The sequence below is a fragment of the Rhizobium sp. YJ-22 genome, assembly GCF_029601685.1.
Taxonomy (GTDB): domain Bacteria; phylum Pseudomonadota; class Alphaproteobacteria; order Rhizobiales; family Rhizobiaceae; genus Metarhizobium.
The window spans coordinates 14,577-28,282 of record NZ_JARRIR010000029.1 but is presented as its reverse complement, the minus strand read 5'-3'; the positions used below and the strand labels follow the sequence as shown (position 1 = coordinate 28,282).

Genomic DNA, 13,706 nt, shown 5'->3' with positions numbered 1-13,706 from the left:
TGATAGAGCTACGATGAGCCGAAAATCCTCTCTTCTCAATTAAACCAATTCTGTCTCATGGGCGCTGATGTCGGACACCCTCTCCTTCCTCGGCCTCGGTATCCAGCCACCGGCGGCGGACTGGGGCGGCATGGTGAAGGACAACAAGGACGGCATCATCTTCGGCATTTCGGCCGCCCTCATTCCGGGCGGTGCGATCGCGGGGCTCGCCATCTGCGTCAACCTCGTCGTCGACTGGCTGATGAAACGCACCTCGAGCCTGAAGGGGGGACGCGGCGATGCCTGATCTTCTTTCCGTCCGCAATCTCAAGATCGAGGCGACCAGCTACCCGCCGGGCGAACCGCCGAAAACCGTGACGCTCGTCGAAGGCGTGAACTTCGACGTGCAGAAGGGCAAGGTGCTCGGCCTCATCGGCGAATCCGGCGCCGGCAAATCGACCATCGGCCTCACCGCGCTTGCCTATGGGCGCGGCGGGGTGCGCATCACCGGCGGCGAGGTCAAGCTCAACGGCGAGGACCTGCTGAAGCTCTCGCCGGCCGGCATCCGCAAGGTGCGCGGCGCGAAGGTCTGCTACGTCGCGCAATCGGCGGCCGCGGCCTTCAACCCCGCCCACCGGCTGGGCGAACAGGTCATCGAGGCCTCGCTGAAACACGGCATCATGAGCCGTGAGGAAGCGGAAAAGCGTGCGCTCTACCTCTTCAGGGTGCTCGGCCTGCCGAACCCGGAGACCTTCGGCCAGCGCTATCCGCACCAGGTCTCGGGCGGCCAGCTGCAGCGCGCCATGACCGCCATGGCGCTCTGCCCCAATCCGGAGCTGATCGTCTTCGACGAACCGACGACGGCGCTCGACGTGACGACGCAGATCGACGTGCTCGCCGCCATCAAGCACGCCATCGAGGAGGCCCACACCGCCGCGCTCTACATCACCCACGACCTTGCCGTGGTGGCGCAGATCACGGACGACATCCTCGTGCTGCGGCACGGCAAGATGGTGGAATACGGTTCGGTCAAGCAGATCATCGAGGCGCCGACGCAGGACTATACCCGCGCCCTCGTCAACGTGCGCGGCACCGGCCGGGACGAAGCGCCCGACCAGAGCAACACGCTCCTGAAGGTGGAGAACGTCACGGCCGGCTATTCCAACGGCTTCAAGGTGCTGCAGGACGTCTCGCTGCATCTGCCGAAGGGCCAGACGCTGGCGGTGGTGGGTGAATCGGGCTCGGGCAAATCCACCCTCGCCCGCGTCATCACCGGCCTGCTGCCGCCGCAGGAAGGCACGATCAGCTTCGACGGCAAGGCTTTGCCGAAGGCGTTGAAAGGCCGGTCGAACGACGAGCTGCGCCGCATCCAGATGATCTACCAGATGGCCGACACGGCGATGAACCCGCGCCAGACGGTGCGCGACATCATCGGTCGCCCGCTCACCTTCTACTATGGCCTGCGCGGCCAGCAGAAGACGGAACGGGTGAAGGAGCTGCTGGAGCAGATCGAGATGGGCGGCCGTTTCGCCGACCGCTACCCCGCCGAACTTTCGGGCGGCCAGAAACAGCGCGTCGCCATCGCACGGGCGCTGGCGGCGAAGCCCGAGCTGATCCTCTGCGACGAGCCGACCTCCGCGCTCGACCCGCTGGTGGCCGAGGGCATCCTGAAGCTTCTCCTGAAGCTGCAGGAGGAAACGCATGTCTCCTACATGTTCATCACCCACGACATCGCCATCGTGCGCGCCATCGCCGACAGCGTGGCGGTGATGCACCGAGGACGCCTCGTGCGCTTCGGGCCGAAGTCGAAAGTCCTCTCGCCGCCCTTCGACGACTATACGGACCTGCTTTTGAAGTCGGTTCCGGAAATGGAGATCGGCTGGCTGGAGAAAGTGTTGACGACCCGGAGAATGGAGAGCGCAGACAATTAGGAGAGTGACGTGCGTGCCCAATTCATCTCGTGCTTTTCACGGTCGCGGGACAAGTTCGATCCGGAGGCAACAGGACTGCGATAGCGAGATTATAGCGAGCTTGTTTTGATCACGCAGATTACCGAGGACTGCGCATATTCTTGCACACCACCTCCCTCTAGCTTGTCGGAAACACAATCGGTCGCGAGTCCGATTGTATCTCAGCGGTCTAGACCATTCAGCTCTGTGGTGCTTGCAATTGAAGCATGCTGCCAAAATATACCTCGGTAGCTCGGAACGCACCGCCGAAACGCTTACACTGAACAACGACGTCGATCGATGCTCTAAGCAAATTCAAGATCTCGGCGCGCTCAATGTCTCGACCTGCATCTGACTCTTTTATCAGTAGGGTCAGTTGTTCGAATACAAGCGCGACGGAATCGGCATGGATAGTGGTAATTGAACCAGGGTGGCCGGAGTTGACGTTTCGAACATAGTGGAAGGCGGTTCCGTCGCGAAGCTCCTGCATGAGGATGCGATCGGGACGCATACGAAGACTGGACTCCAATAGCTCCTTTGGACCTGCATGCGACAGGCCTTGCCGGTCCTTCGAGTAGAACAGTCGCACATGATTGGGTTGTGGGATGTTAAGCTCCGGCGTGTCCTCGATCGAAATGATCCGCTCATGCTCCGGAATGTGCTTGATTAGGGCTTTGGAGAGGGTTGTTTTCGCCGATCCCGTGGCTCCCGAAATGATGATGTTTTTCCTCGCAATGACTGCCTGCCGCAAGAAGTCCTTGAACCGGCCAGCTCGATAGAGGGCCAGCAACTCTTCATCGTGACTCGGTGGTGCCGTTATAGCGGAACGCGTGTCCGCGAAGAAATCTCGCTCTTCCAGATCATCCAGCGTGAAATCCACCGAAGACGGCTTGCGGATCGTGATGCTCACGGTTCCTTTCAGTGTGGCGGGAGGAACTACGATCTGAATGCGCTCATCCCCTGGAAGCGTCGCCGACAAGACCGGGCGTGTCTCATCGATCGATTGGTGAGAAAAGCTGGCGACGGCCCGGGCAAGGCGCATGAGTTTGTCGAAGGAAAGCTCCGGAAGATCATGGGTCCGCCACCCACCGGGTCCTTCGGTCAGCACCTGCCCGGGCCGATTGACGATCACCTCATAGAGCGAGGGATCCTGCAGGAAAGCCGAAAACGGCTTCAGCAGCTCACGAACGACTGCAGCGTCCTGCGCCTCCGTCATCGCCCTGCCCTATTTCGTTACCAGCTTCGAGTCCGGCGCGAAATCCCCCAGCACGGCCCGGTCGAGAATGCGGTTCCTCGGTTCGGTCACACGCAGGCGATAGATCCCGGAAAAGTCCAGATCGCGGGCAACGAAGATCGAGACGAGTTCGCCCTGATGTTTGTTCAGCGTCGGTGGGATGTTGATTGATTGCTCGACGGCGATCGCGGCAGCCTGCTGGCCCGCGCTGGTCGTGTTTTGCGCATCGACATCACTATCCTGCAGCCTGCTGTTCGCGTAGCTGGTCGCATCGCCGACGATCGAAAGGAGCAAGGCACTGCCAAAGCGCTCCCACCAGTGGGTATCGACATAGCCATCAACGCCGGCACGGCCGAGCGAATCGGTCGCGGGCGACGCGAGCGTAACGATTACCCCTTTCGGCGTCTTGGCCCGGTTCCACAAGACGAACAGCCGCTTTTGCCCGCGCTGGAGCCCGCCACGATATTCTCCGACCACCTGCGTGCCCTTTTCCATGAGAACGACCCTGCCGTTGTCGGAGAGAATGTCACGATTGATCACGCAGCTGGTGAAACCGGGCTGGTCCGACGCGAGCGCGGTTTCCAGCACGCAGGGGATTGATGTCCCCATGGCGACGATGAAGTCGCGATTGCCAAGTGTACCGGCACGAGAACCTTCGAGCTTCGTCGGCCGCAACAGGCCATCGAAGCGCTGCTGGTCGCTGTTTTGTTGGTTTTGGCTCATCGACGTGCTGTCGAGCGGCAGGAAGTTGCTGTTCGCGGCTATCTCGGAACTATCCGTCTCCTGTCGCTGCGTGGCATTCTTCTTCCCGCCGCTGAAGGCCATGACCGGCGCGCGACGGGCGGAATCCAGCAATTCGTCCTTCTCCTCAGGAACCGGTTCCACAGCCGGGGTCGGGAGCTTTGCCTCGGGGAAGACCTCCTTCGGCTCGACCTTTTCTTTGGCGGCTTCAAACGGCGTTGTCTGGCGAATGACGATGCGCTCCGGCTGCGCGTTGTCGTCTTTCCCCTTTTTCCCTGTTGCCGACCACAGGGCAAATCCGATAAAGGCCACGACGGCGAGGGCCACCGCGCCTCTCTTCAGGACGGGGCTGTTGTCGATACGCCGGCCAGTGACGGTTTCGGCGCGCTCACCGGGAATGTGGTTTTGGTCCTCCTGGGTCATGATCTCCCCCTTCCCTACTGAGTAGAGGCATCGCCCTTGACGATGCGCTCCACCGACGGCGAGGTGGTGTTGGTATCCGGATTGATGCCCACACGATGGTAGGCCTCATTGAAGACGCACAGCACGTCCTTCCCGCGGCGCAGGATGAACTTCCGGCTGATGGCGTGGACCATCACCAGGTTGCCATCGACGGATTTTGGCACCAGGCTTTCAGACCCATCGGAATTCTCGATGTAGATGGCAGGCATTTCCTGATTACCGACAAAGGCGAAGGTCGTAACCTTTCCGTTGTCGTAGACGCTCTGAGGCTCCAGCGCCTGCGATCCCTGTGCTGAATAGCGCCAGTTGCGAGGGCCATAGGCTTCGTGAAGCGCAAGCACATTGTCAGCTTCCTTCGCCTGATTGACCAACGCGCGAGCAGCGGCCTGCTGGCGGCGAAGTTCCGCTTCATCACCGGGATAGCGGAATTTCACATAGAAATAGGTGTTCTGCCCGGCTGCGACGGAGCCGTCGCGCACGGTGAGTTCCATCTGGTAGCTGCGCGTCGATCCGTCCCGCCGCGTCGTCACCACGGAGATGTTCGTCACCGGCTGGTTCTCGCGCGGCTTCAGGAACAGGATGTTGCCTGCCGGCGCCACCTCCCAGGCGACGCTGTTGCCCAGCGCGACATGTGCGATCTCCTCATCCGCCGCGAATTCGACCTGCACCGACGAGCGCAACGTGCCGACGATCCTGGTGATGTTGAAGGGCTGGTAGTTCACGAACCGTACTCGGCTGTCCTGCGACGCACCGCTTGGAATCTCCAGCGCACCCGCCGCCGACGCGGCTCCGACAAGTAGGGCCGTAGCGAAGATGATCTTTCGTATCAATTGATTGCCTCCGGATCGGCGCGGTATTCGCTGACCGCAAAGCCGAGGGGGTTTACCAGCCGGTCTGTCGAGGACATCGGGGCGTTGGCATAGGAATATGTGAGCGTAGCCACCCAGTGAGACGTTCGGACCTCGTCCCCTCGCGTGATGGTCCGCATGTAGCGAACCGAGACAACGTTCTGATTGATCAGCGAGATCGAAGCGATGTTGATCCTCGCCGTCGCGGTGCGACCATAGATGTTCTGCGGCGATTCGGGATTACTCCCGCGATAGAGGGCGGAGAACCGCGCCTGTTCGGCCTGCGTCGACAGCAGCGCAACCGAGCGGAAATTCTCCTGTGCCTCGCTCCAGACATAGCCTTCTCGAGCGCGCACATATTTGGCCGCAAAATATTTGGTCACGGCTTCATCATAGGTGCCCGCCGTGGAGGTCAGCGCCGAGACGACATCGACGATGCCGGTGGAATTGTCGACGCGTACGACAAATGGCTCGACGGTTTTCAGCGGGGTGAGGCCCGCGACTGCGAAGACGGAAACACCGGCGATGACGCTGGCGACGATGGCAATCGACCAGGCGATCCGGTTCGACCGCTCGATCTGCATCATGCGATCCTGGTCAAAGCGACGGGCCTTCTCGAAGTAGCTCTTGAGGTTGTCTGTCGAGACCATGCCATCACCCCGCGCAACGGCGATGCGAGCCGTCAATATCAAGGTGGGCGAAAGCTGCCGGTTCCCTGCCCTCCTCGGCATAAGGCGTGGCCGAAGTCGAAGATCGCCGATCCGACTGCTGGCGCTTCAATGTGCTGTCGCCTTCCCACTCCCACATCGAGCGGTTCAACGGCCGACGCGAATATCCGTCACACTTGGGAAGCGGATAGGTCAGCGAAGCGCACCCAGAAAGTGCCGTAAGCATGAGAAGAGAAACGGTGGTCTTGAACATAGGGGAGGGCCTTTTCTTATTGTTGGAACGCGCTCAAGCTCCAGCGCTCTTCGAGCCAAACGCACTGCCGGCGAAACGCGCGCCGCGGCCGATCATGCGACCCGTGTATCGGGTTCCTCTGGCGAGCATCCCTTCATGCGCGTCCCGTGCAGCGCCGTAGCCATAGGCCAGCGATGCGCCGCCGGACGCCAGCGCCGAAGCGATCGCAGGCAACTGGTAGAACACGTAGAGGGCAGCGATGCCGATGGCGCAAAGTGCGATCGGCCGCATGAGGACGTCGGTATAGGCATCTATCGCCGTGAAAGTGGAATCGAGGCACGAGATCAGCAGCGCGCCGACGGCGACGACGAGAACCTGGAGGATGACGAAGTTGGCGAGCTGCCCGATCCAGGCCTCGGTGAAGCGACGCGTCGATTGGAACATGGCGAGAGCGATGAAGATCGGACCAATGGCCAGCACAATGGCCAGTGCCAGTCGCGCGTAGAGCGAGACGACATAGCCGATGCCGGCGACCAGAAAGCTGACGCCGATCACCATCATGCCGCCGATACCCGTGACGATATCGACCGGCCAGGAGGCGCGAGACCAGATGTCGGTCGCGGAAGCCTGGCCCTTGTCGAGCAGACTGTCGAACGTGCTGGCGCTGGGCGTAGTGCCGGTGTTCAGTGCCTGGGCAATCTCGCGCGGAAGGATATCGAAAAAGACGTTGGTGACGTAGGTCTGATACTCGCCGGCGTTTTTCACCAGCATGACAATGATCGCCAGCTTAATCGCCCGAAAAGCAAATTCCAGAACCGGATCCTGCACGGAGCCGCGCAGCACAAGGTAGCCATACAACACCACATAAAGCGTCACGGCTGCCGTCAGCGGACCGGTGACCCATTCGGCGATGTTCGAAGTCCCATCGGAGACGAACATTTCGAGCGGTCGTTTGAATTGGCCGTCGATGAACTCGAACACATTATACATGGCGCCCTACTTCCCCAACGCCTTGCGCATGTTCTGGAGGCGGAGCTTACCGTCGGCTGCTTCCGCGTTCTGGCAGTTGGCCGTCTCTCGCAGCTCGCCCGGGTTGTTCCGGCAATCGGTCATGATACGAGACAGCAATCCCTCGTCGGCGGTCAGCTGGTCAACGGTATAGGTCTGGTCTGTTTTCTCGGAGCAGGCCGCGAGGAGAAGGAGCGTCAAAATGAGCAGAGATCGTCTCATTGCAGCGCCGCCTTCATCGCGTCCATGCGCTGGCGCCAGTCTTCGGCCTTGCGCTGTTCGTCGACCTGGTTCTGCGCCTGCTGCACCATGCGCAGACCTTCCATCCGCAGCACATCGGTCTGGAGAAACGCCTGTTCCGCTTGCAGCCGTGCCTGAAGGTCGGCGATTTCCTTGGCATCGCTTGCCGTCGAAATCTTCTCGCGAAGCTGATCGATCCCGTCGATGCGCTTGGTGGCAGCGTCGTAAATCTGCTGCCCGAGGCTCATCTGGCCCGCGTTCTTGTTCTGCACGCGCGCGAGTTCCTTGGCGTAGAAATCGTCGGCGTCGGTGCGATAGGTGGAATTGCCCTCCAGGAACTTCGACGCGGAATCCTTGAACACGCCGGTTCCCTCGCCCTTCAACAGCCCCTCGATGGCCGCAAAATCCGATGGAAGCGCCTTACGGATCGCCGGATCGTTGAGCACGCTCGCCACGTCAGCCATGTCGGTCAGCTTGTTGAGCGAACCGTAGAGCTGCTGGGCCTGCTCGATCTGCTGGTGAAGGGCGTCGAGCTGCGACTTCAGCTGTGCGATGCTTTCGATATGTTTCAGGATCGCCGTCTGGTCGATCACGGGAATCCCCTGCCCTGCCGCGCCGCTGGCGGTGAGGACAATCGCCGCTGCGAGCGCCGCAGCATGAAGTCGATAGGAAGCCATCAGCTTGCACTCCTTCTTTCCTGGAAAATGGGAAGCCAGTCCTTTGGGTCGTTGCCGACTTCGGCGCGGATCGCGTCGAGCAGCTCGACATTGGCCGTTCGGCCGGAGAGGATCGCGAGTTCGTCATCGAAGCCGGTGAGGTTCAGTTCGGCGACGACGCTGTTATGCCCCTGCTTCAACACGAACCTCCGGCTCTCAACGGACAGTTCCCTCGCAATCAGTTCGAACTCACGCTCGGTGAGCTTGAACCCTTCGACATAGTCGGCATGGTTGCCGCGGGAGTTCGGCAGGAAGATCTGCGTCGGGCATTGCTCGATGATCGTGTGCGCGATCGGCGAGATCAGCGCGTCGCGCGGGCTCTGCGTGGCAAACAGCATCAGCCCGTTCTGCTTGCGGATCGTCTTCAGCTTGTTCTGCGCGAGGTCGCGGAAGCCTTCGTCCTGCAGCGCTTTCCAGAATTCGTCGATGACGATGATGATCCGGCGGCCGTCGATCAGTTGCTCAACGCGGTGGAAGAGATAGGCCATCAGCGGCGTGCGGATTTCCTCGTTGTCGAGGAAGTCCGTCATGTCGTAACCGATGAACTTTCCGTTGCCCCCAAAATCGCCAAAGCCGATATCCTCGATGACATTGTCGAAGACCCAGCCGAGGGGCCCTCCCCTTTCCCAACGCCGTAGCCGAGCCGCAATCCCCTCCATGTCCGTGTTGTTGAGGAAGGTGCGCAGCGCCCCGATCGTCCGCTGCTCTGTTGGCAGGTCGGCAAGCCCGTCGATGGCGCCGGCAATATCGCGCAACTCGGTGACGCTCAGTTCACGCGAGCCGGAACCGACAAGCTTTCCGACCCAACGGGTCAGGAAGACCTTGTTTTCCGGTGTGAGGTCGAGGGCCTTGAGGGGAGCGCAGCCGGTGGGCGTGCCATTCTTGAGGGGGAGATAGGTCCCGCCGGCGGCGCGGACATAAAGGTCCGCGCCGCGGTCCTTGTCGAAGAAGACGACATGCGGATCGTGTTTTTCGAGCTGCGACAGCATGAAGTTGACGATCACCGTCTTGCCGGCGCCCGATGGGCCGCACATGAACGTGTTGCCGAGATCGCCATAGTGGAGATTGAAGTAGTAGGGCGACCCGGATGCCGTCTTCAGCAATGCGACGGCCGGTCCCCACTCGTTGCCGTCCTTCTGCCCGATCGGATAGGAATGGAATGGCGACAGCGCTGCGAAGTTGCGGGAGGTGATCGCTCCCGATCGCGCGCGGTAGCGGAAATTGCCCGGCAACTGCGCCCACCAAGCGGCCTCGAGACCGAGGTCCTCTCGCGCCACAACTGCGCCGCCGTTCGTCAGGCCGGCGCGCGCCTTGGCCAGATTGTCCGTCAGTTCCTTGACCGACGCGGCGAAGACAGCAAGCGTCAGATGATGTTCACCGAGCACGAAGCGGTTCGATTCCAGATCGTCCATCGCATCATCGAGTTCATCGATTTGCGAGGCGGCCTTGTCGCCGCTGCTGACCAACTGGTTCTGCTTGCGGCCCATGATGACGCGGGCGTCCGCCTTCGAGGCGAAGCAGAAGGATTGCGCCAGGATCAGTTCGAAGGGACTGGTCAGCACGCCGTCCAGCATCCCCGTCCTGGTGCGGGCGGGATATTCCTTGATGCTCAACATGCCGGCAAATCGGCTTTCCGCCTCGTGGCGGATTTCGATCGTCTCGCGGCCGATGATCACACGATCGGAATAGATCGCCGAAGAAATTCGGCCTTCGGTCAACGGGACCGGCTCGCGCCGGCCGCCGACCAATTGGTGCAGTACCTCGCTCGGCTCGGAGAACAGAACCCCGTCATGATCATAGAGGGTGAGCACGCGCGGCTCGAAGCGTTTCAAGCCGGCGGTCACGTCGACGAGCTTGTCCTGCAGGTGCTTCAGTGCCTCCTCGTCGAGTTCGACGCCGGAGCGGTATCGCTGCCGCAATCGGGACAGCAGCTTCGCGGCCTTGTCGGCCGGATCGCGCGCCGGCGACCAGAGCACGGTGAGATACAGGTCGTTACGGAACAGGTCTTCGCGCACCATGCGCTCGCGATATTTTTCGTTGAGCGCGGCCGAGAAGGGCGTTGCGAACGTCCCGTCCGGATAGTCGCGATCACGGCGTCGAATGAGATGCGTCCACAAGGCAAGTCGCTCATCCGCGATATTGCGGTAGAGCGTGTTCAGATCACGATGGAGCGCGTTGAGGTCGAGAACATCGGCGGTCTCGAACGACACGCCGTCGAGCGCGACCATCACCATCAAGGTGCGGGAGTCGAGCGCGATGGTCGTTTCATTGACATGACGCACATAGGGAATGAAGGTTTCCGGCGTGAGTTCGCGCGATTTCAGAGTGGCGACGCTAGGCATATCCGAGATCCCTTTCGTCAAAGCGGCGGACGAGCTTCAGCGGCGATAGCGTGGCCCCACCCCAGTAGGCGCCATTCCGGGTCCGGCCGCGCGTCTCCACCCAGGCCACCAGGATCCGGAACATGTTGTGGTCGTGCTTGACCAGCGCCCGGAAGACGAAATGGAAGACAACGCCCACGAGCGCGTAGGCCACCGAGCCGGCCGCGAGGTAGAAGATCGTGGTTGCCATGACGTTGATGCCCATGGCTTCCATCGTGACGCCGGCGATCATCGCCGGCCGCGTGCAGGCGATGAACAGCGTGTCTTCCTCGAGATCGGGTCGCGCGGTTGCCATGAGATCAGCTCCCGATGATCGTGCTGACGAGTTCCGAAGAGCCGGCGATCACGCCGATGCCGACGATCCAGTAGCCTGCGCGGCGCAGGTCCATGTAGCCGAACATCCAGGCGAGCGCGATCAGGATGACAGCGATGGTGGCGAACAGCCTGAAGATGTTACCCTGCAACAGGTCGACGACGTTCTGGAGTATCGTCTCGATGCCAGCCGCCTGCGCAAAAGCCGGCTCGACCAGCATCGCCACCACAACGAACGCCATCGCAGACGGGGCCGCAAACGTGCGGATACGGGGACTGAAAGTCATTCACTCTGCTCCAATTGATTGTTCTGAAACACCAACACGGAAGAACCGCGCCGGCTGTTGAAGACGTCCCATGAGGGCGTGGACGCGATGGTGGTGGTCTTCTGCTCGGAGTTCTCCGCAACCACTTCTGCGACGACGTCGACCGGGTCGGAGGCGACAGGATCGTCATTCCCCCTCCCCTCCCCCATATCCGTGATCGTCAACCGGCCGATGGTCGGGCCAAGCCGTTTGATTTCGCGACGAACCTGGTCGTCGTAGTTGACCATCGCGCCGACCGAGGGATCGTCACGGCCATAGTACGACTGGAGCATCACTTGCTCGGCCCTGGCAGGATCCGCCCCCGCCTTGACGGCCAGACGGTAGTAGCCGTCCAGCAGCGTGGCCGTGGCTTGCAGGTTCAGGCAGGGATCGAAGGCGTCGGAGATGGAGAGCTTCAGCTTCTGGAGTTCGTCCACCCCGATGCCGCCGAGACCGAGCTGGATGTCGTGGTGCTCGGCCGTCAGCGACGTGGCGATTTCGATCGCCTCGGCTTTCGACGCTGGTTGTGTCTTGAGCGGCCGGCCGCTGTTGATGTGAATGTTGAAAGGCGCGAAACGACTCTCGAGGCTGACGACGCCGGCCAGTGTTTCGGACGCAACAAAGGGTGCGCAGGTCTGCGCAAGATCGAGAAAAGCAACGGGCATGCCTAGAACCACACCCTCTGCTTGCCGACGCCGTCGATTGTCACATCGATGTATCGAGGTTTCTCACGGACCAGCGGGCGGCTTATGGTGTAGGCCATGCACTGATAGCGGCCATCGACTTGCTGCCAGCGTGGTGAGATCGCGGAGCCATTGCTCCCGCCGGCATTGTCTCGGTCGCGCCGGCAAAGGCTATCGCTCACCGGCTGCATCGACGTCGACACGCAGGTTCCGTCGCGGCCGCTCGGACCGAAGCCGGCTGATAAGCGATAGCCGTCGTTGCAATAGTAGGGCTCGTATCGAGGGCGGGAACTTTGGAAGCCGACGCCGCTGCAGGTCGGGAAAGAACGGCCCTTGGCGAGCCATCTCCAGAGCTTCTGGATAGGCGGCCGGCACTCGGCGTACTGTGTCGGACCACCAGGATTGGATAGGCATAGGATAACCTGGCAACCCCATTCGTCGGCACGCGCACTTTGTCCGGAAGTCAGATATAGTGAACCGAACCCTAACGCCGCTATGATCGTTCGAAAGAAAAGGCCCTTCATGCCCCCTACCCTCCGATTGAAATTTCGTTGGACGGGGTACGAAGAATCGTCTCGCCCTAACGCTCATACTATGCAAATAATAGATAGTTAAATCGATGGCAAGCAAATTGAGTGACCGATGGCAAACACAAGCACTGTCTGTCTTCGCCGTGCGTGAAATCCTCGACAAACCCCTTGAGGACGAGAGCGCGCAATCGCGCATCAAACAGATCGGAATGATCAACATTCTCTATATGATGCACCAAGCGCACGAAAAGCTAACGCTCTCAAATATAATACAGTTTACGGGAATGACGCGAAGCGGCGTCATCGAAACCATAGATATCCTCGTCAAGCGGGGCATTCTGACGGAGTCTCTCGGCAAGAATTCTCAAGGGCGAGGAGTTGCGCGACAGTTCGAGCTTTCGTCGCGTTTGCTCGACAATCTCCGCGCCACGTGACCGAGCGAACGAAAGATAAACTATAGGAAAGATCGCTAGTATGCTTTATAGGGACACACTCTCGCGTCGCACTTCAGGAGATTGTCTAGTCTGTCGGGGATGGCTTGCTGGTGGCGGAGACCATCCTCCTCGCGGCGGCGTGCAGCGGACATTCCTCGTCACGAATCGCATGGGGAACGGTTCGTAGTCTATCCACTCTCCGGGAGAAGGACAGCGACGCCGCATCTTCGATGCGTATCGTCGATGACGTGATACCACCGAGACTACCCGCTACAACCGCGCTGAGGAATGGATGTGATTCCCCTGAAGGCACCTTGAGTCGCATATAGAGGTCGCTTTGGCGCCAACCCTGGGGCCAAGAATGTCAACCGGCCCCATTTATCGACTCTTTTTTGTCTATGTTCGACGGCAGCGGAGAAAGTTGCCAATGGCTTGTTTTGATAGGGGAATTTCGATGGGGTGCTGGAATTCGTCGCTGGACTCAGCAATGCATTAAGGTTCTGTTAACCTTAAATATCTTGCTGATCGATCGAAATCGGGCATTAGTGTTCATCTGCGGAGTTTGGTCAAATGACGGCCTTCAGCCGCATATCAGACCCGACAGGCGAGAACACGATGAACACCGCAAAGGCCAAGGCAAGCCGCAGTTACCCGCTCCGTTCGAAAATCCGTGAGCAAGCGGCATCCCTTTCGACCAAGCTGCAAGAGCATCAGACGAACATTTTTCCGCCGCACGCGCGGAAAGGGATTCGTGCGTTCAACCCTTCAGAGGCGGCGAAGCTTTTAGGAGTTGCCGAAGGCTATCTACGTACGATCGCAGTTGAACTCGAGCGAAAAGCCTCCGACAGTGGTGAACTGAAGTTTAGCCCAACGATTGCGGGCGGACGACGCATGTATTCTGTCGAGGAAATCTCGGCGATTCGCGCTTACCTCGATAAGCCCACCAGGTCGACAGGACGGTATTTGCCTCATCGTCGGGCGGAT

At 60.4% G+C, this 13,706-nt stretch carries 15 protein-coding genes and 2 pseudogenes; 4 read left to right on the top strand and 13 right to left on the bottom strand.

Going from position 1 to position 13,706, the window contains the following annotated elements; genetic code table 11:
- Positions 1-76: 76 nt before the first annotated feature.
- Together P7F60_RS29535 and P7F60_RS29530 are read left to right on the top strand one after the other, a co-directional pair.
- A pseudogene (locus P7F60_RS29535) lies at positions 77-286 on the top strand (ABC transporter permease); the annotation flags it as partial.
- The gene (locus P7F60_RS29530; RefSeq protein WP_277921096.1) at positions 279-1,910 is read left to right on the top strand and encodes an ABC transporter ATP-binding protein; all 1,632 of its coding nucleotides are present in this window, start codon (positions 279-281) and stop codon (positions 1,908-1,910) included. The pseudogene P7F60_RS29535 and the gene P7F60_RS29530, both read left to right, overlap by 8 nt.
- A gap of 217 nt (positions 1,911-2,127) precedes the next feature.
- Here the strand turns inward: P7F60_RS29530 and virB11 are convergent, their stop codons facing one another.
- Genes virB11 through P7F60_RS29465 form a run of 13 tightly spaced genes read right to left on the bottom strand, consistent with a single transcriptional unit; the run spans position 2,128 to position 12,282 of the window.
- On the bottom strand, positions 2,128-3,144 hold the full coding sequence (gene virB11 / locus P7F60_RS29525; protein ID WP_277921095.1) for a P-type DNA transfer ATPase VirB11: 1,017 nt from the start codon (positions 3,142-3,144) through the stop codon (positions 2,128-2,130).
- A 9-nt stretch (positions 3,145-3,153) separates the two neighbouring features.
- Positions 3,154-4,326 (bottom strand): type IV secretion system protein VirB10, encoded by a 1,173-nt coding sequence (gene virB10 / locus P7F60_RS29520; RefSeq protein ID WP_277921094.1) that lies wholly within the window; start codon positions 4,324-4,326, stop codon positions 3,154-3,156.
- Between the two features lie 14 nt (positions 4,327-4,340).
- Positions 4,341-5,192, bottom strand: coding sequence for a P-type conjugative transfer protein VirB9 (gene virB9, locus P7F60_RS29515; RefSeq protein ID WP_277921100.1), 852 nt, complete (start codon positions 5,190-5,192; stop codon positions 4,341-4,343).
- Positions 5,192-5,863 (bottom strand): virB8 family protein, encoded by a 672-nt coding sequence (locus tag P7F60_RS29510; protein WP_277921093.1) that lies wholly within the window; start codon positions 5,861-5,863, stop codon positions 5,192-5,194. Before P7F60_RS29510 ends, virB9 begins: the two co-directional genes overlap by 1 nt.
- Before the next feature lie 4 nt (positions 5,864-5,867).
- Positions 5,868-6,134: a hypothetical protein gene (locus P7F60_RS29505; protein WP_277921092.1), complete on the bottom strand. Its 267-nt coding sequence runs from the start codon at positions 6,132-6,134 to the stop codon at positions 5,868-5,870.
- Between the two features lie 33 nt (positions 6,135-6,167).
- Entirely contained in the window at positions 6,168-7,103 is a 936-nt protein-coding gene (locus tag P7F60_RS29500; protein ID WP_277921091.1) for a type IV secretion system protein, read from the bottom strand.
- 6 nt (positions 7,104-7,109) lie between these two features.
- Entirely contained in the window at positions 7,110-7,343 is a 234-nt protein-coding gene (locus P7F60_RS29495; protein ID WP_277921090.1) for an EexN family lipoprotein, read from the bottom strand.
- Positions 7,340-8,038 carry a P-type DNA transfer protein VirB5 gene (gene virB5, locus P7F60_RS29490; protein ID WP_277921089.1) on the bottom strand — a complete coding sequence of 233 codons (699 nt, stop codon included), beginning with the start codon at positions 8,036-8,038 and terminating at the stop codon, positions 7,340-7,342. The genes P7F60_RS29495 and virB5 overlap by 4 nt, the downstream gene beginning before the upstream one ends.
- Positions 8,038-10,419, bottom strand: coding sequence for a VirB4 family type IV secretion system protein (locus P7F60_RS29485; RefSeq protein WP_277921088.1), 2,382 nt, complete (start codon positions 10,417-10,419; stop codon positions 8,038-8,040). The genes virB5 and P7F60_RS29485 overlap by 1 nt, the downstream gene beginning before the upstream one ends.
- Positions 10,412-10,753 carry a type IV secretion system protein VirB3 gene (locus P7F60_RS29480; protein WP_277921087.1) on the bottom strand — a complete coding sequence of 114 codons (342 nt, stop codon included), beginning with the start codon at positions 10,751-10,753 and terminating at the stop codon, positions 10,412-10,414. The genes P7F60_RS29485 and P7F60_RS29480 overlap by 8 nt, the downstream gene beginning before the upstream one ends.
- Positions 10,754-10,757: 4 nt before the next feature.
- The gene (locus tag P7F60_RS29475) at positions 10,758-11,057 is read right to left on the bottom strand and encodes a TrbC/VirB2 family protein (RefSeq protein WP_277921086.1); all 300 of its coding nucleotides are present in this window, start codon (positions 11,055-11,057) and stop codon (positions 10,758-10,760) included.
- The gene (locus tag P7F60_RS29470; protein ID WP_277921085.1) at positions 11,054-11,740 is read right to left on the bottom strand and encodes a lytic transglycosylase domain-containing protein; all 687 of its coding nucleotides are present in this window, start codon (positions 11,738-11,740) and stop codon (positions 11,054-11,056) included. The genes P7F60_RS29475 and P7F60_RS29470 overlap by 4 nt, the downstream gene beginning before the upstream one ends.
- A 2-nt stretch (positions 11,741-11,742) precedes the next feature.
- Positions 11,743-12,282 carry a hypothetical protein gene (locus P7F60_RS29465; protein ID WP_277921084.1) on the bottom strand — a complete coding sequence of 180 codons (540 nt, stop codon included), beginning with the start codon at positions 12,280-12,282 and terminating at the stop codon, positions 11,743-11,745.
- A gap of 95 nt (positions 12,283-12,377) precedes the next feature.
- Between P7F60_RS29465 and P7F60_RS29460 the strand changes: the two genes are divergently transcribed.
- A complete protein-coding gene (locus P7F60_RS29460; RefSeq protein WP_277921083.1) occupies positions 12,378-12,722 on the top strand; it encodes a transcriptional regulator in 345 nt (114 codons plus the stop codon).
- 570 nt (positions 12,723-13,292) lie between these two features.
- Positions 13,293-13,706: pseudogene (locus P7F60_RS29455) on the top strand (plasmid partitioning protein RepA); the annotation flags it as partial.